General features: G+C 67.0%; 38 protein-coding genes. 34 read left to right on the plus strand and 4 right to left on the minus strand.

The window, feature by feature from the left end:
- Position 1 precedes the first annotated feature (1 nt).
- Positions 2-2,125 (plus strand): elongation factor G, encoded by a 2,124-nt coding sequence (gene fusA, locus AB0I22_RS34260; protein WP_363134906.1) that lies wholly within the window; start codon positions 2-4, stop codon positions 2,123-2,125.
- Between the two features lie 170 nt (positions 2,126-2,295).
- Positions 2,296-3,489, plus strand: a complete 1,194-nt coding sequence (tuf, locus tag AB0I22_RS34265; protein ID WP_363134907.1) for an elongation factor Tu — start codon at positions 2,296-2,298, stop codon at positions 3,487-3,489.
- Positions 3,490-3,715: 226 nt separating this feature from the next.
- Here the strand turns inward: tuf and AB0I22_RS34270 are convergent, their stop codons facing one another.
- From AB0I22_RS34270 to AB0I22_RS34285, 4 genes are all read right to left on the minus strand, one after another.
- Positions 3,716-5,878 (minus strand): PIG-L family deacetylase, encoded by a 2,163-nt coding sequence (locus AB0I22_RS34270; protein WP_363134908.1) that lies wholly within the window; start codon positions 5,876-5,878, stop codon positions 3,716-3,718.
- A 222-nt stretch (positions 5,879-6,100) separates the two neighbouring features.
- Positions 6,101-6,586 carry an ATP-binding protein gene (locus AB0I22_RS34275; RefSeq protein ID WP_363134909.1) on the minus strand — a complete coding sequence of 162 codons (486 nt, stop codon included), beginning with the start codon at positions 6,584-6,586 and terminating at the stop codon, positions 6,101-6,103.
- A 137-nt stretch (positions 6,587-6,723) separates the two neighbouring features.
- Entirely contained in the window at positions 6,724-7,230 is a 507-nt protein-coding gene (locus AB0I22_RS34280) for a hypothetical protein (protein ID WP_363134910.1), read from the minus strand.
- Positions 7,230-8,120, minus strand: a complete 891-nt coding sequence (locus AB0I22_RS34285; RefSeq protein WP_363134911.1) for a hypothetical protein — start codon at positions 8,118-8,120, stop codon at positions 7,230-7,232. The genes AB0I22_RS34280 and AB0I22_RS34285 overlap by 1 nt, the downstream gene beginning before the upstream one ends.
- A 518-nt stretch (positions 8,121-8,638) precedes the next feature.
- Here AB0I22_RS34285 and rpsJ point away from each other — a divergent pair.
- From rpsJ to truA, 32 genes are all read left to right on the plus strand, one after another.
- Entirely contained in the window at positions 8,639-8,947 is a 309-nt protein-coding gene (gene rpsJ, locus AB0I22_RS34290; protein WP_014054162.1) for a 30S ribosomal protein S10, read from the plus strand.
- 13 nt (positions 8,948-8,960) lie between these two features.
- Positions 8,961-9,605 carry a 50S ribosomal protein L3 gene (gene rplC, locus AB0I22_RS34295; RefSeq protein ID WP_030890763.1) on the plus strand — a complete coding sequence of 215 codons (645 nt, stop codon included), beginning with the start codon at positions 8,961-8,963 and terminating at the stop codon, positions 9,603-9,605.
- An 8-nt stretch (positions 9,606-9,613) separates the two neighbouring features.
- Positions 9,614-10,288: a 50S ribosomal protein L4 gene (gene rplD / locus AB0I22_RS34300; RefSeq protein WP_363134912.1), complete on the plus strand. Its 675-nt coding sequence runs from the start codon at positions 9,614-9,616 to the stop codon at positions 10,286-10,288.
- The gene (gene rplW / locus AB0I22_RS34305; protein WP_363134913.1) at positions 10,288-10,617 is read left to right on the plus strand and encodes a 50S ribosomal protein L23; all 330 of its coding nucleotides are present in this window, start codon (positions 10,288-10,290) and stop codon (positions 10,615-10,617) included. Before rplD ends, rplW begins: the two co-directional genes overlap by 1 nt.
- Before the next feature lie 39 nt (positions 10,618-10,656).
- Positions 10,657-11,493, plus strand: a complete 837-nt coding sequence (gene rplB, locus AB0I22_RS34310; RefSeq protein ID WP_363134914.1) for a 50S ribosomal protein L2 — start codon at positions 10,657-10,659, stop codon at positions 11,491-11,493.
- Between the two features lie 12 nt (positions 11,494-11,505).
- Positions 11,506-11,787: a 30S ribosomal protein S19 gene (rpsS, locus tag AB0I22_RS34315; RefSeq protein ID WP_363134915.1), complete on the plus strand. Its 282-nt coding sequence runs from the start codon at positions 11,506-11,508 to the stop codon at positions 11,785-11,787.
- Between the two features lie 41 nt (positions 11,788-11,828).
- The gene (gene rplV, locus AB0I22_RS34320; protein WP_030619142.1) at positions 11,829-12,176 is read left to right on the plus strand and encodes a 50S ribosomal protein L22; all 348 of its coding nucleotides are present in this window, start codon (positions 11,829-11,831) and stop codon (positions 12,174-12,176) included.
- Positions 12,176-13,018 carry a 30S ribosomal protein S3 gene (rpsC, locus tag AB0I22_RS34325; protein ID WP_030890746.1) on the plus strand — a complete coding sequence of 281 codons (843 nt, stop codon included), beginning with the start codon at positions 12,176-12,178 and terminating at the stop codon, positions 13,016-13,018. The genes rplV and rpsC overlap by 1 nt, the downstream gene beginning before the upstream one ends.
- 5 nt (positions 13,019-13,023) lie before the next feature.
- Positions 13,024-13,443 carry a 50S ribosomal protein L16 gene (rplP, locus tag AB0I22_RS34330; RefSeq protein WP_030890744.1) on the plus strand — a complete coding sequence of 140 codons (420 nt, stop codon included), beginning with the start codon at positions 13,024-13,026 and terminating at the stop codon, positions 13,441-13,443.
- Positions 13,443-13,667, plus strand: a complete 225-nt coding sequence (gene rpmC, locus AB0I22_RS34335; RefSeq protein WP_030890741.1) for a 50S ribosomal protein L29 — start codon at positions 13,443-13,445, stop codon at positions 13,665-13,667. The genes rplP and rpmC overlap by 1 nt, the downstream gene beginning before the upstream one ends.
- Positions 13,667-13,948: a 30S ribosomal protein S17 gene (gene rpsQ, locus AB0I22_RS34340; protein WP_363134916.1), complete on the plus strand. Its 282-nt coding sequence runs from the start codon at positions 13,667-13,669 to the stop codon at positions 13,946-13,948. Before rpmC ends, rpsQ begins: the two co-directional genes overlap by 1 nt.
- A 101-nt stretch (positions 13,949-14,049) precedes the next feature.
- Entirely contained in the window at positions 14,050-14,418 is a 369-nt protein-coding gene (gene rplN / locus AB0I22_RS34345) for a 50S ribosomal protein L14 (RefSeq protein ID WP_003992364.1), read from the plus strand.
- Positions 14,419-14,420: 2 nt separating this feature from the next.
- Positions 14,421-14,744, plus strand: coding sequence for a 50S ribosomal protein L24 (rplX, locus tag AB0I22_RS34350; protein ID WP_030890730.1), 324 nt, complete (start codon positions 14,421-14,423; stop codon positions 14,742-14,744).
- Complete coding sequence (gene rplE, locus AB0I22_RS34355) at positions 14,744-15,304, plus strand: 50S ribosomal protein L5 (RefSeq protein WP_030890727.1); 561 nt, start codon at positions 14,744-14,746, stop codon at positions 15,302-15,304. The genes rplX and rplE overlap by 1 nt, the downstream gene beginning before the upstream one ends.
- Before the next feature lie 2 nt (positions 15,305-15,306).
- Positions 15,307-15,492, plus strand: a complete 186-nt coding sequence (locus tag AB0I22_RS34360) for a type Z 30S ribosomal protein S14 (RefSeq protein WP_030890724.1) — start codon at positions 15,307-15,309, stop codon at positions 15,490-15,492.
- Positions 15,493-15,727: 235 nt separating this feature from the next.
- Positions 15,728-16,126 (plus strand): 30S ribosomal protein S8, encoded by a 399-nt coding sequence (rpsH, locus tag AB0I22_RS34365; protein WP_363134917.1) that lies wholly within the window; start codon positions 15,728-15,730, stop codon positions 16,124-16,126.
- A 21-nt stretch (positions 16,127-16,147) separates the two neighbouring features.
- The gene (gene rplF, locus AB0I22_RS34370; protein ID WP_363134918.1) at positions 16,148-16,687 is read left to right on the plus strand and encodes a 50S ribosomal protein L6; all 540 of its coding nucleotides are present in this window, start codon (positions 16,148-16,150) and stop codon (positions 16,685-16,687) included.
- 3 nt (positions 16,688-16,690) lie between these two features.
- Positions 16,691-17,074 (plus strand): 50S ribosomal protein L18, encoded by a 384-nt coding sequence (gene rplR, locus AB0I22_RS34375; RefSeq protein WP_363134919.1) that lies wholly within the window; start codon positions 16,691-16,693, stop codon positions 17,072-17,074.
- Between the two features lie 46 nt (positions 17,075-17,120).
- Positions 17,121-17,723, plus strand: a complete 603-nt coding sequence (gene rpsE, locus AB0I22_RS34380; RefSeq protein WP_363134920.1) for a 30S ribosomal protein S5 — start codon at positions 17,121-17,123, stop codon at positions 17,721-17,723.
- Entirely contained in the window at positions 17,723-17,905 is a 183-nt protein-coding gene (gene rpmD / locus AB0I22_RS34385) for a 50S ribosomal protein L30 (RefSeq protein WP_057231310.1), read from the plus strand. Before rpsE ends, rpmD begins: the two co-directional genes overlap by 1 nt.
- Position 17,906: 1 nt before the next feature.
- Entirely contained in the window at positions 17,907-18,362 is a 456-nt protein-coding gene (gene rplO / locus AB0I22_RS34390) for a 50S ribosomal protein L15 (protein ID WP_363134921.1), read from the plus strand.
- A gap of 203 nt (positions 18,363-18,565) precedes the next feature.
- A complete protein-coding gene (secY, locus tag AB0I22_RS34395; RefSeq protein WP_363134922.1) occupies positions 18,566-19,879 on the plus strand; it encodes a preprotein translocase subunit SecY in 1,314 nt (437 codons plus the stop codon).
- On the plus strand, positions 19,879-20,535 hold the full coding sequence (locus tag AB0I22_RS34400) for an adenylate kinase (RefSeq protein ID WP_363134923.1): 657 nt from the start codon (positions 19,879-19,881) through the stop codon (positions 20,533-20,535). Before secY ends, AB0I22_RS34400 begins: the two co-directional genes overlap by 1 nt.
- A gap of 388 nt (positions 20,536-20,923) precedes the next feature.
- Complete coding sequence (map, locus tag AB0I22_RS34405) at positions 20,924-21,760, plus strand: type I methionyl aminopeptidase (protein ID WP_363134924.1); 837 nt, start codon at positions 20,924-20,926, stop codon at positions 21,758-21,760.
- Positions 21,761-21,891: 131 nt separating this feature from the next.
- Positions 21,892-22,113, plus strand: a complete 222-nt coding sequence (gene infA / locus AB0I22_RS34410; protein ID WP_003956442.1) for a translation initiation factor IF-1 — start codon at positions 21,892-21,894, stop codon at positions 22,111-22,113.
- Between the two features lie 62 nt (positions 22,114-22,175).
- Entirely contained in the window at positions 22,176-22,289 is a 114-nt protein-coding gene (gene rpmJ, locus AB0I22_RS34415; protein ID WP_003956441.1) for a 50S ribosomal protein L36, read from the plus strand.
- A 197-nt stretch (positions 22,290-22,486) separates the two neighbouring features.
- Positions 22,487-22,867, plus strand: coding sequence for a 30S ribosomal protein S13 (rpsM, locus tag AB0I22_RS34420; RefSeq protein WP_363134925.1), 381 nt, complete (start codon positions 22,487-22,489; stop codon positions 22,865-22,867).
- A 63-nt stretch (positions 22,868-22,930) separates the two neighbouring features.
- Complete coding sequence (rpsK, locus tag AB0I22_RS34425) at positions 22,931-23,335, plus strand: 30S ribosomal protein S11 (protein ID WP_003948617.1); 405 nt, start codon at positions 22,931-22,933, stop codon at positions 23,333-23,335.
- Positions 23,336-23,361: 26 nt separating this feature from the next.
- Positions 23,362-23,988 carry a 30S ribosomal protein S4 gene (gene rpsD / locus AB0I22_RS34430; RefSeq protein WP_363134926.1) on the plus strand — a complete coding sequence of 209 codons (627 nt, stop codon included), beginning with the start codon at positions 23,362-23,364 and terminating at the stop codon, positions 23,986-23,988.
- A 121-nt stretch (positions 23,989-24,109) separates the two neighbouring features.
- Positions 24,110-25,132: a DNA-directed RNA polymerase subunit alpha gene (locus AB0I22_RS34435; protein ID WP_003956430.1), complete on the plus strand. Its 1,023-nt coding sequence runs from the start codon at positions 24,110-24,112 to the stop codon at positions 25,130-25,132.
- Positions 25,133-25,242: 110 nt separating this feature from the next.
- Positions 25,243-25,746: a 50S ribosomal protein L17 gene (gene rplQ, locus AB0I22_RS34440; protein ID WP_363134927.1), complete on the plus strand. Its 504-nt coding sequence runs from the start codon at positions 25,243-25,245 to the stop codon at positions 25,744-25,746.
- A gap of 95 nt (positions 25,747-25,841) precedes the next feature.
- Positions 25,842-26,693 (plus strand): tRNA pseudouridine(38-40) synthase TruA, encoded by an 852-nt coding sequence (gene truA, locus AB0I22_RS34445; protein ID WP_363134928.1) that lies wholly within the window; start codon positions 25,842-25,844, stop codon positions 26,691-26,693.
- Positions 26,694-26,821: the final 128 nt, after the last annotated feature.

Genomic DNA, 26,821 nt, shown 5'->3' on the forward strand with positions numbered 1-26,821 from the left:
TATGGCCACCACTTCGCTTGACCTGGCCAAGGTCCGCAATATCGGGATCATGGCCCACATCGACGCGGGCAAGACGACCACCACCGAGCGGATTCTGTTCTACACCGGCGTCTCCTACAAGATCGGTGAAGTCCACGACGGCGCTGCCACGATGGACTGGATGGAGCAGGAGCAGGAGCGCGGCATCACGATCACGTCTGCCGCGACGACCTGCCACTGGCCGCTGAACGACGTCGACCACACCATCAACATCATCGACACCCCGGGCCACGTCGACTTCACCGTCGAGGTGGAGCGTTCGCTGCGCGTGCTCGACGGTGCCGTGACGGTGTTCGACGGCGTCGCCGGTGTTGAGCCGCAGTCCGAGACGGTGTGGCGACAGGCCGACCGCTACGGCGTGCCGCGCATCTGCTTCGTCAACAAGCTCGACCGCACCGGCGCCGAGTTCCACCGCTGCGTCGACATGATCGTCGACCGCCTCGGCGCGGTGCCGCTGGTCATGCAGCTCCCGATCGGCACCGAGGCCGACTTCAAGGGCGTCGTCGACCTCGTCTCCATGAAGGCGCTGGTCTGGAACGCCGAGGCCGCCAAGGGCGAGATGTACGACACCGTCGACATCCCGGAGACCCACACCGAGGCTGCCGAGGAATGGCGCGGCAAGCTGCTTGAGGCCGTCGCCGAGAACGACGAAGAGATGATGGAGCTGTACCTGGAGGGCCAGGAGCCCACCCAGGACCAGCTGATGGAGGCCATCCGCCGCATCACCATCGCCTCGACCGGCGCCGAGGGCACCGTCACGGTCACCCCCGTGTTCTGCGGTACCGCGTTCAAGAACAAGGGCGTGCAGCCGCTGCTCGACGCCGTCGTGCGCTACCTGCCGTCGCCGCTGGACGTCGACGCCGTCGAGGGCCACTCCGTCAAGGACGAGGACGAGGTCATCAAGCGTCGTCCGTCCGAGGACGAGCCGTTCTCCGGCCTGGCGTTCAAGATCGCGAGCGACCCGCACCTCGGCAAGCTCACCTTCGTCCGGGTGTACTCGGGCCGCATGGAGACCGGCTCTCAGGTGCTGAACTCCGTGAAGGGCAAGAAGGAGCGCATCGGCAAGATCTACCGGATGCACGCGAACAAGCGTGAGGAGATCGAAGGCGTGGGCGCCGGCGACATCGTCGCCGTCATGGGTCTCAAGCAGACCACCACGGGCGAGACCCTCTGCGACGCGGGCCAGCCGGTGATCCTGGAGTCCATGAACTTCCCCGCTCCGGTGATCGAGGTCGCCATCGAGCCGAAGTCCAAGGGCGACCAGGAGAAGCTGGGTGTCGCCATCCAGCGCCTCGCCGAGGAGGACCCGTCCTTCCAGGTCGTCACGGACGAGGAGACCGGCCAGACCATCATCAAGGGGATGGGCGAGCTCCACCTCGACGTGCTGGTCGACCGGATGCGCCGTGAGTTCCGGGTCGAGGCGAACGTCGGCAAGCCGCAGGTCGCGTACCGCGAGACGCTGCGCAAGGCCGTCGAGCGCATCGACTACACGCACAAGAAGCAGACTGGTGGTTCCGGCCAGTTCGCCAAGGTGCAGATGGCGATCGAGCCCCTTGAGGGCGACGGGTACGAGTTCGAGAACAAGGTCACCGGTGGCCGGATCCCGCGGGAGTACATCCCGTCCGTGGACCAGGGCTGCCAGGAGGCCATGCAGTTCGGTGTTCTCGCCGGCTACCCGCTGACCGGCGTCAAGGTGACGCTGCTCGACGGTGGCTACCACGACGTCGACTCCTCCGAGATGGCGTTCAAGATCGCCGGTTCCATGGCGTTCAAGGAAGGTGCCCGCAAGGCGTCGCCGGCTCTGCTTGAGCCGATGATGGCCGTCGAGGTCACCACCCCCGAGGACTACATGGGCGATGTCATCGGCGACATCAACTCCCGCCGCGGACAGATCCAGTCCATGGAGGACCGCAGCGGCGCCAAGCTCGTCAAGGGCCTGGTTCCCCTGTCGGAGATGTTCGGCTACGTCGGAGACCTCCGCAGCAAGACCTCGGGTCGCGCAAGCTACTCGATGCAGTTCGACTCCTACGCCGAGGTTCCGCGGAACGTCGCCGAGGAGATCATCGCCAAGGCCAAGGGCGAGTAGCTCCGTCCGCACGGACGAAGCGCACACCTTAGGCTAGAAACCGGATGCCGGGGCATTCCGCAGCAGACCGCATGGAATGCCACGGAGGTCCCGGCGGACGGCACCCCAGCAAAGATCACCTGGCGCCGATGAAGTAAGGCGTACCAGAACCACTCCACAGGAGGACCCCAGTGGCGAAGGCGAAGTTCGAGCGGACTAAGCCGCACGTCAACATCGGCACCATCGGTCACATCGACCACGGTAAGACGACCCTCACGGCCGCTATTACCAAGGTGCTGCACGACGCGTACCCGAACCTGAACGAGGCCTCGGCCTTCGACCAGATCGACAAGGCTCCTGAGGAGCGCCAGCGCGGTATCACGATCTCGATCGCGCACGTCGAGTACCAGACGGAGAACCGTCACTACGCGCACGTCGACTGCCCCGGTCACGCGGACTACATCAAGAACATGATCACGGGTGCGGCGCAGATGGACGGCGCCATCCTCGTGGTCGCCGCGACCGACGGCCCGATGCCGCAGACCAAGGAGCACGTGCTCCTGGCCCGCCAGGTCGGCGTGCCGTACATCGTCGTCGCCCTGAACAAGGCCGACATGGTGGACGACGAGGAGATCCTGGAGCTCGTCGAGCTTGAGGTCCGTGAGCTCCTCTCCGAGTACGAGTTCCCGGGCGACGACCTGCCGGTCGTCAAGGTCTCGGCGCTCAAGGCGCTTGAGGGCGACAAGGAGTGGGGCCAGTCGGTCCTGAACCTGATGGAGGCCGTCGACGGCGCCATCCCGCAGCCCGAGCGTGACGTCGACAAGCCGTTCCTGATGCCGATCGAGGACGTCTTCACGATCACCGGTCGCGGTACGGTCGTCACCGGCCGCATCGAGCGCGGTGTCCTCAAGGTCAACGAGACCGTCGACATCGTCGGCATCAAGCAGGACAAGACCACGACCACGGTCACCGGCATCGAGATGTTCCGGAAGCTGCTGGACGAGGGTCAGGCCGGTGAGAACGTCGGTCTGCTGCTCCGCGGCATCAAGCGCGAGGACGTCGAGCGCGGCCAGGTCATCATCAAGCCCGGCTCGGTCACCCCGCACACGGAGTTCGAGGCCCAGGCGTACATCCTGTCCAAGGACGAGGGTGGCCGTCACACGCCGTTCTTCAACAACTACCGCCCGCAGTTCTACTTCCGTACCACGGACGTGACGGGCGTTGTGACCCTCCCCGAGGGCACCGAGATGGTCATGCCGGGTGACAACACCCAGATGTCCGTCGCGCTGATCCAGCCGGTCGCCATGGAAGAGGGCCTGAAGTTCGCCATCCGCGAGGGTGGCCGGACCGTGGGCGCCGGCCAGGTCACCAAGATCGTCAAGTGACGATCCGCTGATCTGCCGCTCTTCGGAGCTGTACGCCAGAGGCCCTGTCCACTTCGGTGGGCAGGGCCTCTGGCGCTTTCGCGTATCCGGGGGCGTACGGGCATACGGCTGGGTGCGCGGGGCGTACGCGCGTACGCCCGTACCGCCGCCGGCAAGCGGAAGGCCCGTACGCGCCGGGGGAGGGCGTACGGGCCTGGGGCCGGCCGCTACGGGGCCGAGCCGGCCGTCACGTGTGCGAGGCCGGCTTCGGGCGCCAGATCCACGGCACGGCTTCCGGGCCCATGCCCACGACGCACAGCTTCTGATCGGCGTCCGCGAGCAACGAGACCGTGCCCACCGGCACGAACTTGGCGGGGGAGCGCAGCGGCGTGGCGCCGGGGGAGGTGCCGTCCTGGAGCTGCACCCCGCCGTTGGTGGCGCGGCCCAGCATCATGACGGAGTCCTTGCTGCCGCGCACGGCCAGGGTCTGGGCGCCGATCGGCCCGTAGCCGTCGAAGTGCTGGAGCATGGTGCTCGTCATCGACTTCGCGTCGATGTCGGCGGCCGTCTGCTGGGCGTCGTCGCTGACGGTCGGCGGCTTGAAGGTGTGCACGACCGGCTGCACGGCGGCCGGGGTGCGGTAGACGACGGTGATCGAACCGTCCGGGGCGAGGGTGGCGCCGGGCTGCCCGCCGGGCTGCGGCAGGCCGTCCAGTGGCTGGAAGTAGACCTCCTTGCCGGGGGCGTCCTGGGTCCAGTGGTGGACGGAGTCGCGGCCGGGGCCGAAGACGTGGACGCGCTGCTGCTTGTCCAGCATCACGGTGACGCCTTCCTGGATCTCGCCGCCGCCGAGGTCCTTCCAGCCGCTCCAGTGGCCGTTCGCGGCGCGGACCCGGGTGGCGATGCCCTTGTCGGCCGTACGGGCGAACAGGTGCACCCGGCCGTCGGGGGTGGCGATCGCGGTGGGGCAGCCGACGCGTCTGCCGCGCCATGCCTTGTGCTCGAGGTTGCCGAGTCCGGTCCAGGCCTTGAACGGGCCGTCGGGGGAGCGCTGCTCCAGCATGACGATCTCGCGGGAGTTCGCGCGGCCCTGGCCCTCCAGGGCGGAGAAGCGCAGCGCGAAGATGAGCCGGCGGCCCTTGGAGTCCTTGACGGAGGACAGCGTGGGGGCGAGCGGGCCGCCGCCGAGGTTCTGCGGGGTGGCCCAGCGGCCGCTGCCGGGGCTGGTCTCCACCCAGCGGACCGCCTGGGTGCCCAGCACGCCGTACGCCTCCAGGCGGCCGGCCTTGTCGGTGGACGTGGCGGGCAGGGCGCCGGGGTAGCGGTAGTGGGTGGAGCGTATCCACGCCTTGCGGTTGCGCATCGAGCGGTCGCCGCCCTGGCCGTAGTCCCCGCAGCCGCCGGGGTTGCCGCAGTCCCAGTGCGGGTCGCCGCCGTAGGCGTTGACGAGCTTGCGCTTCTTCTCGACGACGTCCAGCGGCAGGTTGTGCGGCCAGCGCTGGTTGTAGTAGCCGCGGAAGGACGTCGTGGTGAACGGCGGGGCCTTGCGGTCGCGCTTGGTGGCGTCGGCCACCCACTGCGACATCGCCTTCCACGTGAAGAGCGCCGTCGGGGTGTGGTCCCGGTGGTCGGAGCACGACCCGTAGTCGTTGTCCTTGGGGTGCGTGGCGTCGTGCACCTGGAACTCGGGGTCCGGGTCCATGGTGTGGATCACGGTGGGCTTGAAGCGGTCCATGATCCCGGCCAGCACGTCGACGAGGGTGTCGTGGGTGTACTTGCTGACGGTCTGGCACGGCGAGCCGGCGGCCGCCATCGAGCGCATCACGGCGCCGGGCTTGTCCCACAGAGCCGGTATTCGCACCTCGCCGGGGGAGAGCATCGCGATGTTGAGGAAGATCAACTGGGCGTGGAGGTTGCCGTGCGACAACACGTTGGCCTCGGCCTTGACGCCGCCCGGCAGGTCGATGACCGACTTCTGCCACGGCGTGAACTTGTCCACGCCGAGCATGGTCGCGTACGCCTGGCGCAGCCCCTGGTGGCGCGAGGAGGAGTAGGCGGCCTTGTCCGGCTTGGACTTCGGCATCCCCTTGATCCAGTTCTTGCCGATCGCCTCGCCGGCCGTCACGTACACGGAGACGACCGGGACGCCGGAGCGCACGATCTGCTCGGCGTCCGGGTTCATGAAGTACAGGTCGTCGTCCGGGTGGGCCATGACCTGCAGCAGCAGCGACTTCTTGTCGCCCGTGAAGGACTCCGTGGCGTTCGGGTTGACGGCGCGCACGGGGGAGGCGGAAGTCGACGACTTTCCGTTACCACTGCCGCTGCATCCCGCCGCCGCGACCGCGGTGGCCGCGGCGAGGCCGGCCAGCGCGGACCGACGCGATATGCCCGAGCGCTCTGTGATGTTCAACTCCGTGACTCCGTCCCTTTGTGCAGCACGCAAGCCCCGGCTGCCCCGTGCGTGATAAGGGACGGTGAGAGTTTCGCGTAGGTTGCCCAAGACCGGGACAAAGCCGGTTACGAAATGGACAAGCACATATTCTCTCGCATCTCGGCGGGGTGGATTGACGTAGCCGCCGGTCGGAGTGCTGGCGGGGTCGCGTGCCGACAACCGGAGCCTCCGCTCGCACCGTTAGCGCCGAGGTCCGGCGGGCGGCTGCTCCCGGATCCGGTACGGCGCCGGCAGATCCAGTTCCGCCCAGACCCTTTTGCACGGGGCCGGGCCCGGCTCCGTCCCCCAGCGGTCGGCGTACGCCTCGACCAGGAGCAGGCCGCGGCCCGTCTCCTCGTCGTCCGGGGCCGCCGCGGGGGCCGCGGCGGCCGGAGAGAGGTCGCCGCGGGCATCGGTCACTTCGATACGGAGAGTGCTCGCGCTCACCGTCATCCCGAGCCGGAAATCCCGGCCCGGAACGCGGCCGTGCGACACGGCGTTCGCGGCCAGCTCCGCGACGACCTGCTCCCCCGCCTCGTACGGCAGCCCCCAGGAGCGGAGCTGCTCCGTCGCGAGCAATCGGGCCAACCGGGCACCCCGGCGGGTGGGGGACAACTGGACACGGAATCGACGGGTGGAGGAGGCCGGGTGGGCGGCACCGCGCTGAGCGACAGATTCGTGATTCACATCACTTAGCGTGTCCGCAGATGTACGTGCTGAAAAGTGATGACGCCGGGATGTACCGGTGCCGCGTACAGGTCCGGCGCGAAACCTGTGAGTTCCGCGCCGGAGGGGTGGCACCGACCGCCCTTGCGGGCCGGGGCTCAGCCCGCTACGAGGACATCCGCGATCGAGCCGGCGTCGACGGCGCGGTCGAACCAGACGGCGAGCGTTTCGATGTCACGGCAGCTGGTGATGTGCTCTCGGGCTTCTTCGGGGGCTTCGATGCCGCGGTGGTCGAGGAGGGCCAGGATCGACTTGGCCGTGCCCGTGAGATAGCCCTCGGTGAAGCTCTCGACATAACCCTGGATGTAGCGCTCGTAATGGCCCTCGGCCCGCAGCCGCTGGGCTGTTTTTGAGCGGAGGAGCGAGAGCTGGGTCGCCATCGGACCCCACCGTCCGAAGAGTTCCGCAGTCGACTTGGCCGTGGAGATGCGGGTGAGCCAAGTGGTGAGTGCTTCGGTGCTACGGCAGGCGCTGATGCGCTCGCGCGCTTCCTCGGAGACTTCGATTCCGCGCTGGTCGAGGAGGACCAGGACCGAAGCGGCCATCCCCTCGGCCCGTAGCCGCTGGGAGGTCTCCGAGCGGAAGAAGGAGAGGGGGACCGGCATCAGGCCCTGTCGTCTTCGAAGAGGTCCGCAACTGAGTTGGCGGAAACGACGCGGGTGAGCCAGGTGATGAGTGTTTCGGAGTCGTAGCAGCCGGTGATGCGTTCCCGTGCTTCGTCGGAGACTTCGATTCCGCGCTGGTCGAGAAGGGCCAGGATCGACTTGGCCACTCCCACGGCGACTCCCACGGCCTGGCCCTCGGCCCGTAGCCGCTGGGAGGTTTCCGAGCGGAAGAAAGAGAGGTCGGCTGCCATGAGGTCCCTCCAGATCTGAGCTGCCGGGGCTTTGCCCAGGCCGAGTTCGGTGAGTTCGATGAAGATGCGGGCGGTGTCCTGGTCGACTGTCTTCAGGGCCGAAGCGAGGGCTTTGAGTATGGCATCGGCGTTCGGCTCGCGACCGTGAGTGATGGCCGAGAGCGTCGCCAGCGGGATGTCGCGGGCGGCGACGGAGACGTCGGTGATGACGGGGACGTTGTGCGGGCCCAGGACGAGCGGCCGGAGTGTGAGCGCGGGCCACTGGGCGGGGCCGATGGTGAAGGGGCCGGCGGCCCAGGCGGCGGTGGTCTTGTCCTGGCATACGACCAGGAGTACGGGCGGCGTGCCGTACTTCGCCCACAGGTGCGCCACGTAGTACGCCCAGCTCGCCGGCTTGGCGGTGTCCTTCTTCCCCTGGGCCTCCACGGCGAGGAGGAAGCCGTCGTCCTGCGCCGTGTCGAACCGCAGCAGGGTGTCCACCCGGCGTTCCAGCGGGCTGGTCTCCGTGAGATCCGTGGGCAGGAGCGACACCGCTACGGGGTCGCTGAAGGGGATGCCGAGCGCCCGGAAGGTACGGGCGAAGATCCCCGGATCCTCCTGGAAGATCCGGTGCATCGCCTCATGGGATGAGCTGACCATGCGGCGGACGGTATGGGCCGTGCAGGTGAGTCATGCGTTTATTGCCGGCCCTTCACTCCATGTGGTGAGGCGGGAGCGCTTCGGGTGACGGTTGGTGCGTCGAAGTGGCGCGGCGGGGGTGCGTGCGGTTGTGGCGTGCCGGAGTGGGGTACGCTGCTCCGCTTCGATTGGCCAGCCTTGTGCCCCGTATGGCAGACTGTCGGGGTTGCTCGGTTGAGTGCCGATGCTGCGCGCCTCCCGCCGGGAGGACTGGAAGCGAGTCCCGCAGTACTCGTCACCCCGCTGCTCCGAATCCGGAGGACCAGGGTGGAAGTACGGGAATCTTCCGGGAAGCGTCAGCGCGGTCCCGGCCAGGCACTCGGTGGGTGCTTTCCCCACACAACCCCCTTCGCAGGGAATTCCTCTTCGTGAGGGATTCAATCGGAAGGGGTGCGACACGCCCGACCGCGTGGGTCGGAGGGAAGGCGCGTACAAACCGAGTCCCAGAGCGTTACGAGAGACAGGACTACGAAGTAGCCATGGCGGGACAGAAGATCCGCATCCGGCTCAAGGCCTACGACCACGAGGTCATCGACTCTTCGGCGAAGAAGATCGTCGAGACGGTGACTCGCACTGGTGCGTCGGTCGCGGGCCCGGTGCCGCTGCCCACAGAGAAGAACGTGTACTGCGTCATCAAGTCGCCGCACAAGTACAAGGACGCGCGCGAGCACTTCGAGATGCGTACGCACAAGCGCCTCATCGACATCCTCGACCCCACGCCGAAGACGGTTGACTCGCTCATGCGCCTCGACCTGCCGGCGGGCGTCGACATCGAGATCAAGCTCTGAGGTGACGCGCGAGATGGCTAAGCAGATTAAGGGCGTCCTGGGCGAGAAGCTCGGCATGACCCAGGTCTGGGACGAGAACAACCGGGTCGTCCCGGTGACCGTCGTCAAGGCCGGGCCCTGCGTCGTGACCCAGGTCCGCAAGAACGATGTCGATGGCTACGAGTCGGTCCAGATCGCCTTCGGCGAGATCGACCCGCGCAAGGTGAACAAGCCCCTCAAGGGCCACTTCGCCAAGGCCGACGTGACCCCGCGCCGCCACCTGGTGGAGCTGCGGACCTCCGACGCCGCCGAGTACACGCTCGGCCAGGAGATCACCGCCGCCGTGTTCGAGTCGGGCGTCAAGGTCGACGTCACCGGCAAGAGCAAGGGCAAGGGCTTCGCCGGTGTCATGAAGCGTCACAACTTCAAGGGCCTGGGCGCCGGTCACGGCACCCAGCGCAAGCACCGCTCGCCCGGCTCCATCGGTGGCTGCGCCACCCCGGGCCGCGTGTTCAAGGGCCTGCGCATGGCGGGCCGCATGGGCAACGAGCGGGTCACCACCCAGAACCTGACCGTTCACGCCGTTGACGCGGAGAAGGGCCTGCTCCTGATCAAGGGAGCGGTTCCTGGTCCGAATGGCGGCCTCGTCCTGGTCCGTACCGCGGCCAAGGGGGCCTGAGGTAACCGATGAGCACCATTGACATCCTTTCGCCGGCAGGCGACAAGGCCGGGACCGTCGAACTCCCCGAGGGGATCTTCGGCGCGCAGGTCAGCATTCCGCTGATCCACCAGGTCGTCGTCGCACAGCTGGCCGCTGCCCGCCAGGGCACGCACAAGACCAAGACCCGTGGCGAGGTCCGCGGCGGCGGCAAGAAGCCGTACCGCCAGAAGGGCACCGGCCGCGCCCGTCAGGGTTCGACCCGCGCCCCGCAGTTCGCCGGTGGTGGCGTCGTGCACGGTCCCGTGCCGCGTGACTACTCGCAGCGGACCCCCAAGAAGATGAAGGCCGCCGCCCTGCGCGGTGCCCTCTCCGACCGGGCGAGCCACTCCCGTGTCCACGTCGTCACCGGCGTGGTCGAGGGCGAGGTCTCCACGAAGGCCGCGAAGACCCTGTTCGGCAAGATCAGCGAGCGCAAGAACCTGCTCCTGGTCGCCGACCGGTCCGACGAGGCCGCGTGGCTCTCCGCCCGCAACCTGCCCCAGGTGCACATCCTGGAGCCGGGCCAGCTGAACACGTACGACGTGCTCGTCTCCGACGACGTGGTCTTCACGCAGGCTGCCTTCGAGTCCTTCGTGGCCGGTCCGGCCGCGTCTGCCAAGGCTGTCGCTTCCGAGGCTGAGCTCGAAGGGAGCGAAGCCTGATGAGTGAGACCGCAGCGGTCATCACCAGCAAGACCTTCACGGACCCCCGTGACATCCTGGTCAAGCCGGTGGTCTCCGAGAAGAGCTACGCGCTGCTGGACGAGAACAAGTACACGTTCATCGTCGACCCGCGTGCCAACAAGACCCAGATCAAGCAGGCCGTCGAGGCGGTCTTCTCGGTCAAGGTCTCCGGGGTCAACACGATCAACCGGCAGGGCAAGCGCAAGCGCACCCGCACCGGTTTCGGTAAGCGCAAGGACACCAAGCGCGCCATCGTGACCCTCGTTGAGGGCGACCGAATCGACATCTTCGGCGGCCCGGTCTCCTAACGGAGTCCGAGTCGTCCGATATCGGACGAGGACTGAGAAATGGGTATCCGCAAGTACAAGCCGACGACCCCGGGCCGTCGTGGCTCCAGCGTCGCCGACTTTGTCGAGATCACGCGGTCCACGCCGGAGAAGTCGCTGGTCCGCCCCCTGCACAGCAAGGGCGGCCGTAACAACGCCGGTCGTGTGACCGTTCGCCACCAGGGCGGTGGCCACAAGCGCGCCTACCGAGTGATCGACTTCCGTCGTCACGACAAGGACGGCGTGCCGGCCAAGGTCGCGCACATCGAGTACGACCCGAACCGCACCGCGCGCATCGCGCTGCTCCACTACGTGGACGGCGAGAAGCGCTACATCCTCGCCCCGGCCAAGCTCTCGCAGGGCGACCGGGTCGAGAACGGCCCCGGCGCCGACATCAAGCCGGGCAACAACCTCCCGCTGCGCAACATCCCGGTGGGTACGGTCATCCACGCCATCGAGATGCGCCCCGGCGGCGGCGCGAAGATCGCTCGCTCCGCGGGCTCTTCGGTCCAGCTGCTGGCGAAGGAGGGCACCTACGCCCACCTGCGCATGCCTTCCGGCGAGGTCCGTCTGGTCGACATCCGCTGCCGCGCCACTGTGGGCGAGGTCGGCAACGCCGAGCAGTCGAACATCAACTGGGGCAAGGCCGGCCGTATGCGCTGGAAGGGCGTTCGCCCGACCGTCCGCGGTGTCGCCATGAACCCCGTTGACCACCCGCACGGTGGTGGTGAGGGCAAGACCTCCGGTGGTCGCCACCCGGTCTCGCCGTGGGGTCAGAAGGAGGGTCGTACTCGCTCGCCGAAGAAGGCCAGCAACAAGTACATCGTCCGCCGCCGCAAGACGAACAAGAAGCGCTAGGAGCGGGTTTAGATGCCGCGTAGTCTCAAGAAGGGGCCCTTCGTCGACGACCACCTGATCAAGAAGGTGGACGTTCAGAACGAGGCCGGTACCCACAACGTCATCAAGACCTGGTCCCGACGCTCCATGATCGTGCCGGCCATGCTCGGCCACACGCTCGCGGTGCACAACGGCAAGACCCATGTTCCGGTGTTCGTCACCGAGTCCATGGTCGGCCACAAGCTCGGCGAGTTTGCGCCGACCCGCACCTTCCGCGGCCACGTCAAGGACGACCGCAAGTCGAAGCGCCGCTAAGGCGGGGTGCGAAGACTATGACTGACACCGAAGGGACAACCATGGAAGCCAGGGCCCAGGCGCGGTACATCCGCGTCACGCCCATGAAGGCCCGCCGCGTGGTGGACCTTATCCGTGGCATGGATGCCACGGAGGCTCAGGCGGTCCTGCGTTTCGCCCCGCAGGCCGCGAGCGTGCCGGTGGGCAAGGTGCTGGACAGCGCCATTGCCAACGCCGCGCACAACTACGACCACACCGACGCCGACAGCCTCGTCATCTCCGAGGCGTACGTCGACGAGGGCCCGACCCTGAAGCGGTTCCGTCCGCGTGCCCAGGGCCGCGCCTACCGGATCCGCAAGCGGACCAGCCACATCACCGTGGTCGTCAGCAGCAAGGAAGGAACCCGGTAATGGGCCAGAAGGTTAACCCGCACGGGTTCCGGCTCGGCATTACCACCGACTTCAAGTCGCGTTGGTACGCCGACAAGCTGTACAAGGACTACGTCAAGGAAGACGTCGCCATTCGTCGCATGATGACGAAGGGCATGGAGCGCGCCGGCATCTCCAAGGTCGAGATCGAGCGCACCCGTGACCGCGTCCGCGTCGACATCCACACCGCCCGGCCGGGCATCGTCATCGGCCGTCGCGGCGCGGAGGCCGACCGCATCCGCGGCGAGCTGGAGAAGCTGACCGGCAAGCAGGTTCAGCTGAACATCCTTGAGGTCAAGAACCCCGAGGTGGACGCTCAGCTGGTGGCCCAGGCCGTCGCCGAGCAGCTCTCCTCGCGCGTCTCCTTCCGTCGTGCCATGCGCAAGAGCATGCAGTCGACGATGAAGGCCGGCGCCAAGGGCATCAAGATCCAGTGTGGCGGCCGTCTCGGCGGCGCCGAGATGTCCCGTTCGGAGTTCTACCGCGAGGGCCGCGTGCCCCTGCACACGCTCCGCGCCAACGTGGACTACGGCTTCTTCGAGGCCAAGACGACCTTCGGCCGCATCGGCGTGAAGGTCTGGATCTACAAGGGCGACGTCAAGAACATCGCCGAGGTCCGTGCCGAGAACGCGGCCGCGCGTGCGGGCAACCGCCCGTCCCGCGGTGGCGCGGGCGGCAGCGACCGTCCGGCCCGTGGTGGCCGTGGCGGCGAGCGTGGCGGCCGCGGTCGCAAGCCGCAGCAGCAGTCGGCGCCGGCTGCCGAGGCCCCCAAGGCCGAGGCCGCTGCCGCTCCGGCCGCTGAGAGCACCGGAACGGAGGCCTGACCGACATGCTGATCCCTCGCAGGGTCAAGCACCGCAAGCAGCACCACCCGAAGCGTTCGGGCATGGCCAAGGGCGGCACCGAGATCGCGTTCGGTGAGTACGGCATCCAGGCGGTGACCCCGGCCTACGTGACGAACCGTCAGATCGAGGCCGCCCGTATCGCCATGACCCGCCACATCAAGCGTGGCGGCAAGGTCTGGATCAACATCTACCCGGACCGGCCGCTCACGAAGAAGCCCGCCGAGACCCGCATGGGTTCCGGTAAGGGTTCGCCGGAGTGGTGGATCGCGAACGTCAAGCCCGGTCGGGTGATGTTCGAGCTGTCCTACCCGAACGAGAAGGTCGCTAAGGAGGCGCTCACCCGCGCCGCCCACAAGCTTCCGATGAAGTGCCGCATCGTGCGGCGCGAGGCAGGTGAGTCGTGATGGCGGCCGGTACCAAGGCGACCGAGCTGCGTGAGCTGAACGACGAGGATCTCGTCGCGAAGCTCCGTGAGGCCAAGGAGGAGCTGTTCAACCTCCGCTTCCAGGCGGCGACCGGACAGCTCGAAAACCACGGCCGGCTGAAGGCCGTCCGCAAGGACATCGCCCGGATCTACACCCTGATGCGCGAGCGCGAGCTCGGCATCGAGACGGTGGAGAGCGCCTGATGAGCGAGATGAATGTGACTGAGACGAACGAGCGCGGCTTCCGCAAGACCCGTGAGGGTCTCGTGGTCAGCGACAAGATGGACAAGACCGTCGTCGTCGCTGTCGAGGACCGCGTCAAGCACGCGCTGTACGGCAAGGTCCTGCGCCGTACGAACAAGCTCAAGGCGCACGACGAGCAGAACGCCGCCGGTGTCGGCGACCGCGTCCTCATCATGGAGACCCGGCCGCTGTCCGCCACGAAGCGCTGGCGCATCGTCGAGATCCTCGAAAAGGCCAAGTAATTCTTGAGGGGCTTCCCTCAAGTGAGTTCCGCCAGGCTCGGTGAGGTCCGTGATCCGCTCACGGACCTCGCCGGGAACCGGCAGACGATCAGGAGATAGACGTGATCCAGCAGGAGTCGCGACTTCGGGTCGCCGACAACACTGGTGCCAAGGAAATCCTTTGCATCCGTGTTCTCGGTGGCTCGGGTCGCCGCTACGCGGGCATCGGTGACGTCATCGTCGCCACCGTCAAGGATGCGATCCCCGGTGGCAACGTGAAGAAGGGTGACGTCATCAAGGCGGTCATCGTGCGCACCGTCAAGGAGCGCCGCCGTCCCGATGGCTCGTACATCCGCTTCGACGAGAACGCCGCCGTCATTCTGAAGAACGACGGTGACCCTCGCGGCACCCGCATCTTCGGCCCGGTCGGCCGTGAGCTGCGCGAGAAGAAGTTCATGAAGATCATCTCGCTCGCGCCGGAGGTGCTGTAACCATGAAGGTCAAGAAGGGCGACCTGGTTCAGGTCATCACCGGCAAGGACAAGGGCAAGCAGGGCAAGGTCATCGTGGCCTACCCCGCCGACGACCGCGTCCTCGTCGAGGGTGTCAACCGGGTCAAGAAGCACACCAAGGCCGGCCAGACGGCTCGTGGTTCGAAGACCGGCGGCATTGTCACGACCGAGGCCCCCATTCACGTGAGCAATGTTCAGCTCGTCGTGGAGAAGGACGGCAAGAAGGTCGTCACCCGCGTCGGATACCGCTTCGACGACGAGGGCAACAAGATCCGCGTTGCCAAGCGGACGGGTGAGGACATCTGATGACTGCCACCACCAACGCGCCGCGTCTCAAGACGCGCTACCGCGAAGAGATCGTGGGCAAGCTGCGTGAGCAGTTCTCGTACGAGAACGTCATGCAGGTCCCCGGTCTGACCAAGATCGTGGTCAACATGGGTGTGGGCGACGCCGCCCGCGACTCCAAGCTGATCGACGGCGCGATTCGGGACCTCACCACGATCACCGGTCAGAAGCCGGCCGTGACCAAGGCCCGCAAGTCGATCGCGCAGTTCAAGCTGCGCGAGGGGCAGCCCATCGGCTGCCACGTCACCCTCCGCGGTGACCGCATGTGGGAGTTCCTGGACCGTACGCTGTCGCTCGCGCTGCCGCGCATCCGCGACTTCCGTGGTCTGTCCCCGAAGCAGTTCGACGGCCGGGGCAACTACACCTTCGGTCTCACGGAGCAGGTCATGTTCCACGAGATCGACCAGGACAAGATCGACCGGGTCCGGGGCATGGACATCACCGTGGTCACCACGGCGACCAACGACGACGAGGGCCGGGCCCTGCTTCGTCACCTCGGCTTCCCGTTCAAGGAGAACTGACCGTGGCGAAGAAGGCACTGATCGCTAAGGCCGCCCGCAAGCCGAAGTTCGCTGTGCGCGCGTACAACCGCTGCCAGCGCTGCGGCCGGCCCCACTCCGTCTACCGCAAGTTCGGCCTGTGCCGCGTGTGCCTCCGTGAGATGGCTCACCGCGGCGAGCTGCCGGGCGTGACCAAGAGCTCCTGGTAATTCCCGACTTGGGATACCAGGGCTCTCGGTAAGCATCCTGGACGGCGGGCCCCGCCCTGATACTCGCGTAGAGTCGAGGGGTTGGGCGCCCGCCGCCCATGACCGCACGCGGGTTCAGCCCGCTTAAAGTCGCTTACTACGCCGTAGGTCCCCGCACCGCACCCGTCCCGGCCTTGACCGGGGAGAGGGATGGCGCAGACAGGAAACCGCGGCGAGAGAGGCCGAAGGCCAATTCATGACCATGACTGATCCGATCGCAGACATGCTGACCCGTCTGCGTAACGCGAACTCGGCGTACCACGACGATGTCGCGATGCCGCACAGCAAGATCAAGTCGCACATCGCGGAGATCCTCCAGCAGGAGGGCTACATCACCGGCTGGAAGGTCGAGGACGCGGAGGTCGGCAAGACCCTCACCCTTGAGCTGAAGTTCGGCCCGAACCGCGAGCGCTCGATCGCCGGCATCAAGCGCATCTCCAAGCCGGGCCTGCGGGTCTACGCAAAGTCCACCAACCTGCCGAAGGTGCTCGGCGGCCTGGGCGTGGCGATCATCTCCACGTCCCACGGTCTCCTCACCGGTCAGCAGGCCAGCAAGAAGGGCGTGGGTGGGGAAGTCCTCGCCTACGTCTGGTAATCGGGAACGGAGGAATAGCCAATGTCGCGAATTGGACGGCTGCCCATCCAGGTTCCCGCTGGTGTGGACGTCACCATCGATGGCCGCACGGTTCAGGTCAAGGGCCCCAAGGGCGCCCTTGCCCACACCGTCGCCGCGCCCATCGAGGTCGCCAAGGGTGAGGACGGCGCGCTGAGCGTCACCCGCCCGAACGACGAGCGTCAGAACAAGGCCCTGCACGGCCTGTCCCGCACGCTGGTGGCGAACATGATCACCGGCGTGACCACGGGCTACAGCAAGGCTCTTGAGATCAGCGGTGTCGGCTACCGCGTCCAGGCGAAGGGCTCCGACCTGGAGTTCTCGCTGGGCTACAGCCACCCCATCCTCGTCGAGGCGCCCGAGGGCATCTCCTTCAAGGTCGAGTCTCCGACCAAGCTGAGCGTCGAGGGCATCGACAAGCAGAAGGTCGGCGAGGTCGCCGCCAACATCCGCAAGCTTCGCAAGCCCGACCCTTACAAGGCCAAGGGCGTGAAGTACGCGGGTGAGGTCATCCGCCGCAAGGTCGGAAAGGCTGGTAAGTAAGCCATGGCATACGGTGTGAAGATCGCGAAGGGTCACGCCCGTAAGGGTGCCGCCCTCAAGCGGCGCCACATCCGCGTCCGTAAGCGGATCTCCGGCACGCCGGAGCGCCCGCGCCTCGTCGTGACGCGTTCCAACCGTCACATGGTGGCGCAGGTCATCGACGACATCGCGGGCCACACGCTCGCGTCCGCGTCGACCCTGGACGTCTCCATCCGTGGCGGCGAGGCCGACAAGAGCGCCCAGGCCCAGCAGGTCGGCGCCCTGGTCGCCGAGCGTGCCAAGGCCGCCGGCGTCGAGGCTGTCGTGTTCGACCGCGGTGGCAACCAGTACGCCGGGCGCATTGCCGCTCTGGCGGACGCCGCCCGCGAAGCCGGGCTGAAGTTCTAAGCCCCGGTTCCGGAGCTAGCGGACGTAACAGAGAGAGGTAAATCCAATGGCTGGACCCCAGCGCCGCGGGAGCGGTGCCGGTGGCGGCGAGCGGCGGGACCGGAAGGGTCGCGACGGTGGCGCTGCCGCCGAGAAGACCGCATACGTTGAGCGCGTTGTCGCGATCAACCGTGTCGCCAAGGTTGTCAAGGGTGGTCGCCGCTTCAGCTTCACCGCGCTGGTCGTGGTGGGCGACGGTGACGGCACCGTAGGTGTCGGATACGGCAAGGCCAAGGAAGTTCCCGCGGCCATCGCCAAGGGCGTTGAAGAGGCCAAGAAGAACTTCTTCAAGGTTCCGCGTATCCAGGGCACCATTCCGCACCCCATCCAGGGCGAGAAGGCCGCGGGCGTCGTCCTGCTCAAGCCTGCTTCCCCCGGTACCGGTGTGATCGCCGGTGGCCCGGTGCGCGCCGTGCTGGAGTGCGCGGGCATCCACGACGTGCTGAGCAAGTCGCTCGGTTCGTCGAACCCGATCAACATCGTGCACGCCACGGTGACCGCGCTTCGTGGCCTTCAGCGCCCCGAGGAGATCGCGGCCCGTCGTGGCCTGCCGCTGGAGGACGTCGCTCCCGCCGCTCTGCTGCGGGCGCGTGCCGGGGTGGGTGCGTAATGGCCCGCCTCAAGGTCACGCAGACCAAGTCCTACATCGGCAGCAAGCAGAACCACCGCGACACCCTGCGTTCGCTCGGGCTCAAGCGCCTGAACGACACGGTTGTCAAGGAGGACCGCCCCGAGATCCGCGGCATGGTGCAGACCGTGCGGCACCTCGTGACGGTCGAGGAGGTCGACTGACATGGGTGAGCAGAACCCGCTGAAGGTCCACAACCTCCGTCCTGCCCCGGGTGCCAAGACCGCCAAGACCCGTGTGGGTCGTGGTGAGGCGTCCAAGGGTAAGACCGCGGGTCGTGGTACCAAGGGCACGAAGGCCCGTTACCAGGTTCCGGAGCGCTTCGAGGGCGGGCAGATGCCCCTCCACATGCGTCTCCCGAAGCTGAAGGGCTTCAAGAACCCCGCCCACAAGCAGTTCCAGGTCGTGAACCTGGAGAAGCTGGCCGCGCTCTACCCGCAGGGTGGCGAGGTCACGGTGGCCGACCTGGTCGCCAAGGGCGCGGTGCGCAAGAACGAGCTCGTCAAGGTGCTCGGCGCCGGTGAGCTCTCCGTGGCGCTGCAGGTGACGGTCGACGCCGTCTCCGGCTCCGCCAAGGAGAAGATCGCCGCCGCCGGCGGCACCGTCACCGAGCTGATCTGAGCTCGTTGATCCGACCGACCGGGGATGTCCCAAAAGGGGCATCCCCGGTTGGTCGTTCCAAGGGGGGCATGGTCGCCGGTAAGGTGGCGTGCACTGTTGGCTTCCGTGCGGGCTGTTCGCGCGGATTTTGACTGATACGTATCCCCGTCGATCCTCAAGACCGTCACCTCTCGCGCAGTTGCGTGAGGGGCGCAGGAGGCACCGTGCTCACCGCGTTCGCCCGGGCGTTCAAGACGCCCGACCTGCGCAAGAAGCTGCTGTTCACGCTGGGCATCATGGTGATCTTCCGGCTCGGGGCGCACGTCCCGATCCCCGGTATCAATTACCAGAACGTCCAGCTGTGCATGGACCAGTCCAAGAATGCGCAGGGCCTGTTCGGCCTCGTGAACATGTTCAGCGGTGGCGCGCTGCTGCAGATCACCATCTTCGCGCTCGGGATCATGCCGTACATCACGGCGAGCATCATCCTCCAACTGCTGACCGTAGTGATTCCGCGCCTCGAAGCCCTCAAGAAGGAGGGGCAGTCGGGGCAGGGCAAGATCACCCAGTACACCCGCTATCTGACCGTGGCCCTCGCGGTGCTCCAGGGCGCAGGCCTGGTCACCACCGCCCGTACGGGCGCGCTCTTCGGCAACTGCACCGTCGGCAACCAGATCGTCCCGAACCACTCGATCTTCACCACGATCACGATGGTCGTCACGATGACCGCGGGCACCGCCTGCGTCATGTGGCTCGGTGAGCTGATCACCGACCGCGGCATCGGCAACGGCATGTCCATCCTGATGTTCACCTCCATCGCCGCCGGCTTCCCCAGCGGCCTGTGGGGCATCAAGATGCAGGGCAAGCTGCTCGGCGGCTGGCTGGAGTTCGGCCTCGTGATCCTCTGCGGCCTGGCGATGGTCGCGCTGGTGGTCTTCGTGGAACAGGCGCAGCGTCGCATCCCTGTTCAGTACGCGAAGCGCATGATCGGCCGCCGCTCGTACGGCGGCACCTCGACGTACATCCCGCTCAAGGTGAACCAGGCCGGCGTCATCCCGGTCATCTTCGCCTCGTCGCTGCTCTACATCCCCGCACTGATCGTCCAGTTCACCGGCTCCAAGGCCGGCTGGGCGGTGTGGGTCCAGCAGAACCTGGTCAAGGGCGACCACCCCGTCTACATCGTCACGTACTTCCTGCTGATCGTTTTCTTCGCCTTCTTCTACGTCGCAATCTCCTTCAACCCCGAAGAAGTCGCCGACAACATGAAGAAGTATGGTGGCTTCATCCCGGGCATCCGGGCTGGTCGTCCCACTGCGGAGTACCTGAGCTACGTGCTGAACCGCATCACGTGGCCCGGCTCTCTCTACCTTGGTCTGATCGCTCTGGTGCCCACCGTCGCTCTGGTGACGCTCAATGCGAACCAGAACTTCCCGTTCGGCGGGACCAGCATCCTGATCATCGTGGGTGTCGGCCTGGAGACCGTGAAGCAGATCGAGAGCCAGCTTCAGCAGCGCAACTACGAAGGGTTCCTCCGCTGATGCGAATCGTCCTCGTCGGGCCTCCTGGAGCCGGTAAGGGTACGCAGGCCGCATACCTGGCCAAGAACCTCGCGATCCCGCACATCTCCACGGGTGACCTCTTCCGCGCCAACATGAGCCAGGGCACTCCGCTGGGCCAGGAGGCCAAGGAGTACATGAACGCCGGGCACCTGGTGCCGGACTCGGTCACCATCGGGATGGCCGAGGACCGGATGCGGCAGGAGGACGCCGCGGGCGGCTTCCTGCTGGACGGGTTCCCGCGCAACCTGGCACAGGCCGAGGCGCTGGACGAGTTCCTCAAGGCCGACGGGCTGGGGCTGGACGCGGTCCTGGACCTGGAGGTCCCGGAGGACGAGGTCGTCAAGCGGATCGCCGGACGGCGCACCTGCCGTACGGACAGCAGCCACACCTTCCACGTGATCTACAGCCCCCCGAAGCGGGAGGGCGTGTGCGACAAGTGCGGCGGTGAGCTTTACCAGCGCGAGGACGACAGCGAGGACACGGTCCGCAAGCGCCTTGAGGTCTACCACAGCGAGACCGAGCCGATCATCGACCACTACAAGGGGCAGGGGCTTGTCGTGACGATTTCGGCGCTCGGGAAGGTGGCGGAGGTCACTGGGCGGGCCATGGAGGCCATTGCGGCGCAGGCCGCTTAGCTGGCGCCCTGGGGTTGGGGCTTTCGGGGCTCCGCCCCGGGGCCCGGTCCTCAAACGCCGGACGGGCTGGAATGCGGGGCCTTTGTCCTCAAGCGCCGGACGGGCTGGAGTGCCGGGATTTCGGGGCTCCGCCCCGGACCCCGGTCCTCAAACGCCGGACGGGCTGGAATGCGTGGCCTTTGTCCTCAAGCGCCGGACGGGCTTGGTTGCGGGGCCTTTGTCCTCAAGCGCCGGGCGGGCTGGAATGCGTGGCCCTGTCCTCAAGGGCCGGGCGGGCTGGATTGTGTGACGGTTGATGGGCTGGGAACGGCCGCGGTGCCCCTTGGGGTGTCGCGGCCGTAGTGTTGTGTTGGATGTCGGGAAAGCGAACAGGAAGGCGTTAGCCGCGATGGTGGAGATCAAGACCCCTGAGCAGATCGCGAAGATGCGCGAGGCGGGGCTGGTCGTCGCCGCGGTGCACGCGGCTACGCGGGCGGCGGCTGTGCCGGGGGCCACCACCAAGGATCTGGACGACGCTTCCCGCAAGGTGCTGGCCGAGCACGGCGCCAAGTCGAACTTCCTCGGGTACGGCGGCTTCCCCGCGACGATCTGCACGTCGGTGAACGACGTCGTGGTGCATGGCATCCCGGACACCGACACGGTGCTGAAGGACGGGGACATCATCTCCATCGACGCGGGCGCGATCGTGGACGGCTGGCACGGTGACGCCGCGTTCACGGCGTTCGTCGGCGAGGGCCACGCGCCGGAGCTGCGTGAGCTGAGCCGGGTCACGGAGGAGTCGATGTGGGCGGGGATCGCGGCGGTCCGCAAGGGCAGCCGGCTGGTCGACGTCTCGCGGGCCATCGAGGGCTACATCCGCCGCCAGCCGCGGCCGGCCTCGGGCAAGTACGGGATCATCGAGGACTACGGCGGGCACGGCATCGGCTCCGAGATGCACATGGACCCGCATCTGCTGAACTACGTCTCGCGCAAGCGGGGCAAGGGCCCGAAGCTGGTGCCGGGGTTCTGCCTGGCGATCGAGCCGATGGTCAGCCTGGGGACGGCCCGTACGCACGTACTGGCCGACGACTGGACGGTCAAGACGGACGACGGCACCTGGTCCTCGCACTGGGAGCACTCGGTGGCGCTGACCGAGGAGGGCCCGCTGGTCCTCACGGCGGTCGACGGCGGCAAGGCCAAGCTGGCCGAGTACGGCGTCGAGACGGCCCCGGACCCCCTGGCTTAAGGATCTCCACGGCTGGGCAATAGACCTGGATTCGTCTTTCCGGGTGCCCTGACGTAGACTGACACGTCGGCTCTCGCCTGCCTTCGCGCACGCCGCGAGCCGATCAAGGTAGCCGATTCGAAAGGCGAAGCGTGGCCAAGAAGCAAGGTGCCATCGAGATCGAGGGCACCGTGATCGAGTCTCTGCCGAACGCGATGTTCAAGGTAGAGCTCCAGAACGGTCACAAGGTCCTCGCGCACATCAGCGGCAAGATGCGGATGCACTACATCCGCATCCTCCCGGATGACCGGGTCGTGGTGGAGCTGTCTCCGTACGACCTGACGCGTGGCCGGATCGTCTACCGATACAAGTAGATCTTGCTCGCGCCCCGTTTCACCGCGGGGCGCTGGCACTGACCCGGAGAACCTCACATCCCATGAAGGTCAAGCCGAGCGTCAAGAAGATCTGCGACAAGTGCAAGGTGATCCGCCGTCACGGCCGGGTCATGGTCATCTGCGACAACCTGCGCCACAAGCAGCGCCAGGGCTGACGCACGACCACCTGCACTCCGCAGTTACTTCGCGCGACGCATAGCGAAACGTACATACGCAGACACCCGACCCCTCGCCGTACGAACGCGAGGGGACGATACCCCCGGCGGAGGCCGGGGACCCGGCTCGTAACTCTTGCGGAGTCTTACGGGAACGGTGCTGCGGAAGACCTCCGAACCTCTCAGGAGCCACATCAATGGCACGCCTCGCAGGCGTTGATCTCCCGCGCGAAAAGCGCGTGGAGGTCGCCCTCACCTACGTCTTCGGCATTGGTCGCACCCGTGCCAAGGAGACCCTGGAAAACACCGGTGTGAACCCCGACACGCGCGTTCGCGACCTGGCCGAGGAAGACCTGGTCAAGATCCGCGAGTACGTGGACGCCAACCTCAAGACCGAGGGTGACCTCCGTCGCGAGATCCAGGCCGACATCCGCCGCAAGGTCGAGATCGGCTGCTACCAGGGTCTGCGTCACCGCCGTGGCCTGCCCGTCCACGGTCAGCGCACCAGCACCAACGCCCGCACCCGCAAGGGCCCGCGTCGCGCGATCGCCGGCAAGAAGAAGCCGGGCAAGAAGTAGTCCTCAGCGGACGCTCACCAGCGGTCTTCGCTGTAGGACCGACCACCTCCACGGGAGTAATACATGCCTCCGAAGGGCCGACAGGGCGCAGCCAAGAAGGTGCGCCGCAAGGAAAAGAAGAACGTCGCTCACGGGCACGCCCACATCAAGAGCACGTTCAACAACACGATCGTCTCGATCACCGACCCCACGGGCAACGTGATCTCCTGGGCCTCCGCCGGCCACGTCGGCTTCAAGGGCTCGCGCAAGTCGACTCCGTTCGCCGCGCAGATGGCCGCCGAGTCGGCTGCCCGTCGCGCGCAGGAGCACGGCATGCGCAAGGTCGACGTGTTCGTCAAGGGTCCGGGCTCCGGCCGTGAGACCGCGATCCGCTCGCTGCAGGCCACCGGCCTTGAGGTGGGTTCGATCCAGGACGTCACTCCGACTCCGCACAACGGCTGCCGCCCGCCGAAGCGCCGCCGCGTCTGACCAGCTGAAGTAGGAGAAAATATAATATGGCGCGTTACACCGGGGCCGACTGCAAGCGTTGCCGTCGGGAGAAGCAGAAGCTCTTCCTCAAGGGGAGCAAGTGCGAGAGCGCGAAGTGCCCGATCGAGATCCGTCCTTACCCCCCGGGTGAGCACGGTCGCGGGCGCACCAAGGACAGCGAGTACCTGCTCCAGCTTCGTGAGAAGCAGAAGTGCAGCCGTATCTACGGTGTCCTTGAGAAGCAGTTCGTGAACTACTACAAGGAAGCGAACCAGAAGACCGGCAAGACCGGTGAGAACCTTCTGCGCATCCTTGAGACCCGCCTCGACAACGTGGTCTACCGGGCCGGCTTCGCCAAGTCCCGCGACCACGCCCGTCAGCTGGTGCGTCACGGACACATCGTTGTGAACGGCCGCAAGACCGACATCCCGTCGGCCCGCGTCGCCGTGAACGACATCATCGAGGTCCGCGAAGCCTCGCGCGAGATGACCCCCTTCGTGGTCGCCCGCGCCGAGGCCGGCGAGAAGACCGTGCCCGCGTGGCTGGAGTCGAGCCCGTCGAACCTGCGGATCCTGGTGCACTCCCTGCCCGAGCGCCCGGTCATCGACACCCAGGTGCAGGAGCAGTTGATCGTCGAGCTCTACTCCAAGTAGGCAGAGCTCACGGTCGCGGGCGGTGCGATCCCGATTTCTGGTCATCGGGGCCGTACCGCCCGTACCCTTGTATTGCAGCGGACGTCAAATAGCGGGCGTCCACGACTGAAGGAACACACACATGCTTATCGCTCAGCGTCCGTCGCTGACCGAAGAGGTCGTCGACGAATACCGCTCGCGGTTCGTGATCGAGCCGCTGGAGCCGGGCTTCGGTTACACCCTCGGTAACTCCCTTCGTCGGACTCTTCTGTCCTCGATCCCCGGTGCGGCGGTCACGTCCATCCGGATCGACGGCGTTCTGCACGAGTTCACCACCGTGCCGGGCGTCAAGGAAGACGTCACCGACCTCATCCTCAACATCAAGCAGCTCGTCGTCAGCAGCGAGCACGACGAGCCCGTCGTGATGTACCTGCGCAAGCAGGGCCCCGGGCTGGTCACCGCCGCCGACATCGCCCCGCCGGCCGGTGTCGAGGTGCACAACCCCGACCTGGTCCTCGCCACGCTCAACGGCAAGGGCAAGCTGGAGATGGAGCTGACCGTCGAGCGCGGTCGCGGCTACGTCTCCGCCGTGCAGAACAAGCAGGTGGGCCAGGAGATCGGCCGGATTCCGGTCGACTCCATCTACTCGCCGGTGCTCAAGGTCACGTACAAGGTCGAGGCGACCCGTGTCGAGCAGCGCACCGACTTCGACAAGCTGATCGTCGACGTCGAGACCAAGCAGGCCATGCGGCCGCGCGACGCCATGGCGTCCGCCGGCAAGACCCTGGTCGAGCTGTTCGGCCTGGCGCGCGAGCTCAACATCGACGCCGAGGGCATCGACATGGGCCCGTCCCCGACGGACGCCGCGCTCGCCGCCGATCTGGCGCTGCCGATCGAGGAGCTGGAGCTCACGGTCCGCTCGTACAACTGCCTCAAGCGCGAGGGCATCCACTCGGTGGGCGAGCTCGTGGCCCGCTCCGAGGCGGACCTGCTCGACATCCGCAACTTCGGCGCCAAGTCGATCGACGAGGTCAAGGCGAAGCTGGCCGGCATGGGCCTCGCGCTCAAGGACTCGCCTCCCGGGTTCGACCCGACCGCCGCCGCCGACGCCTTCGGCGCCGACGACGACGCCGATGCCGGGTTCGTGGAGACCGAGCAGTACTGAGCCGCGGGCGGCTTGTTCGCGCACCACTGAATGCTTCCGGCGGGCGGCCGCTCGTCGGGAACTGACACCGGTACCTGATACGGCCGGTGCAGAAATGAAGGAGAAAGACCATGCCGAAGCCCGCCAAGGGCGCCCGTCTGGGCGGCAGCGCCGCGCACGAGCGTCACCTGCTCGCGAACCTCGCGAAGTCGCTGTTCGAGCACGGCCGCATCACCACCACCGAGGCCAAGGCGCGCCGGCTCCGTCCGGTCGCCGAGCGTCTGGTGACCAAGGCGAAGAAGGGCGACATCCACAACCGTCGCCAGGTTCTTCAGACGATCACCGACAAGAGCGTCGTGCACACGCTCTTCACGGAGATCGCGCCGCGCTACGAGAACCGCCCCGGTGGTTACACGCGCATCACCAAGATCGGCAACCGTCGTGGCGACAACGCCCCGATGGCCGTCATCGAGCTCGTCGAGGCCCTGACCGTGCAGCAGTCCGCTGTCGGTGAGGCCGAGGCCGCCACCAAGCGTTCCGCCAAGGACGCCGAAGGCGCCGAGGCCGCCAAGGGTGCCGAGGGCGAGAAGGCTGTCGAGGACGCGGCTCCGGCCGAGGAGTCCAAGGACGCCTGACGCTCGCTGAGCGTGGTACGGACGGGTCCGCATTCCCTTGGAAGAGGGGGTGTGGGCCCGTTCGCTTTTGGCAGGCAGGTTGAGAGGAGCTTGTGGTGAGCGACTACGTGGCGTCCGGCTTCGTGCGGGTTCGGCTGGATCTTTCCTATGACGGGAAGGAGTTCTCGGGCTGGGCCCGCCAGCGTGAACAGCGCACGGTCCAGGGCGAGTTGGAGAGCGCGTTGCGGACCGTGCTGCGGCTCGCCGAGCCCGTGGAGCTGACCGTCGCGGGGCGTACGGACTCCGGGGTGCACGCGCGGGGGCAGGTCGCGCACGTGGATCTGCCGGCGGAGGTGTGGGCCGAGCACTCGGAGAAGCTCTTGCGGCGGCTTGCGGGGCGGCTGCCGCATGATGTGCGGGTGTGGCGGGTGGGTGAGGCGCCGGCTGCCTTCAACGCTCGGTTCTCCGCCATTTGGCGGCGGTACGCGTACCGGGTCACCGACCATGTGGGCGGCGTCGATCCGTTGCTGCGCGGCCATGTGCTGTGGCATGACTGGCCGCTCGACGTCGAGGCCATGAATGAGGCGTCTGCTGTGTTGCTCGGCGAGCACGACTTCGCGGCTTACTGCAAGCGGCGTGAGGGCGCCACCACTATTCGTACGCTTCAGCGGTTTCGCTGGGAGCGGGGGGCGGATGGGGTTGTCACCGCCAGTGTGCGGGCCGACGCCTTCTGTCACAACATGGTGCGGTCGCTGGTGGGGGCGCTGCTGTTCGTGGGGGACGGGCACCGGGGGGTCGAGTGGCCGGGGAAGGTGCTGGCGGCCGGGGTGCGGGATTCCGCGGTGCACGTGGTGCGGCCGCATGGACTGACGCTGGAGGAGGTCGGGTACCCGGCGGACGGGGAGCTTGCCGCCCGGAATCTTGCCGCCCGTAACAAGCGGACTCTGCCAGGGGCTGGGTGCTGCTGAGGTGGCGGCCGGTTTGTAAGGACGGGAGCGTCGGGGTGCGGCGTCGGGCTCTCCGGGGCGGGGGTCCGGGACCGTATATTTACGGGCCGCTCGCCCTGAATCCTGAAGGAACCCGGAACTCCGGCCCA

The organism is Streptomyces sp. NPDC050610, from assembly GCF_040654875.1.
Classification (GTDB): domain Bacteria; phylum Actinomycetota; class Actinomycetes; order Streptomycetales; family Streptomycetaceae; genus Streptomyces.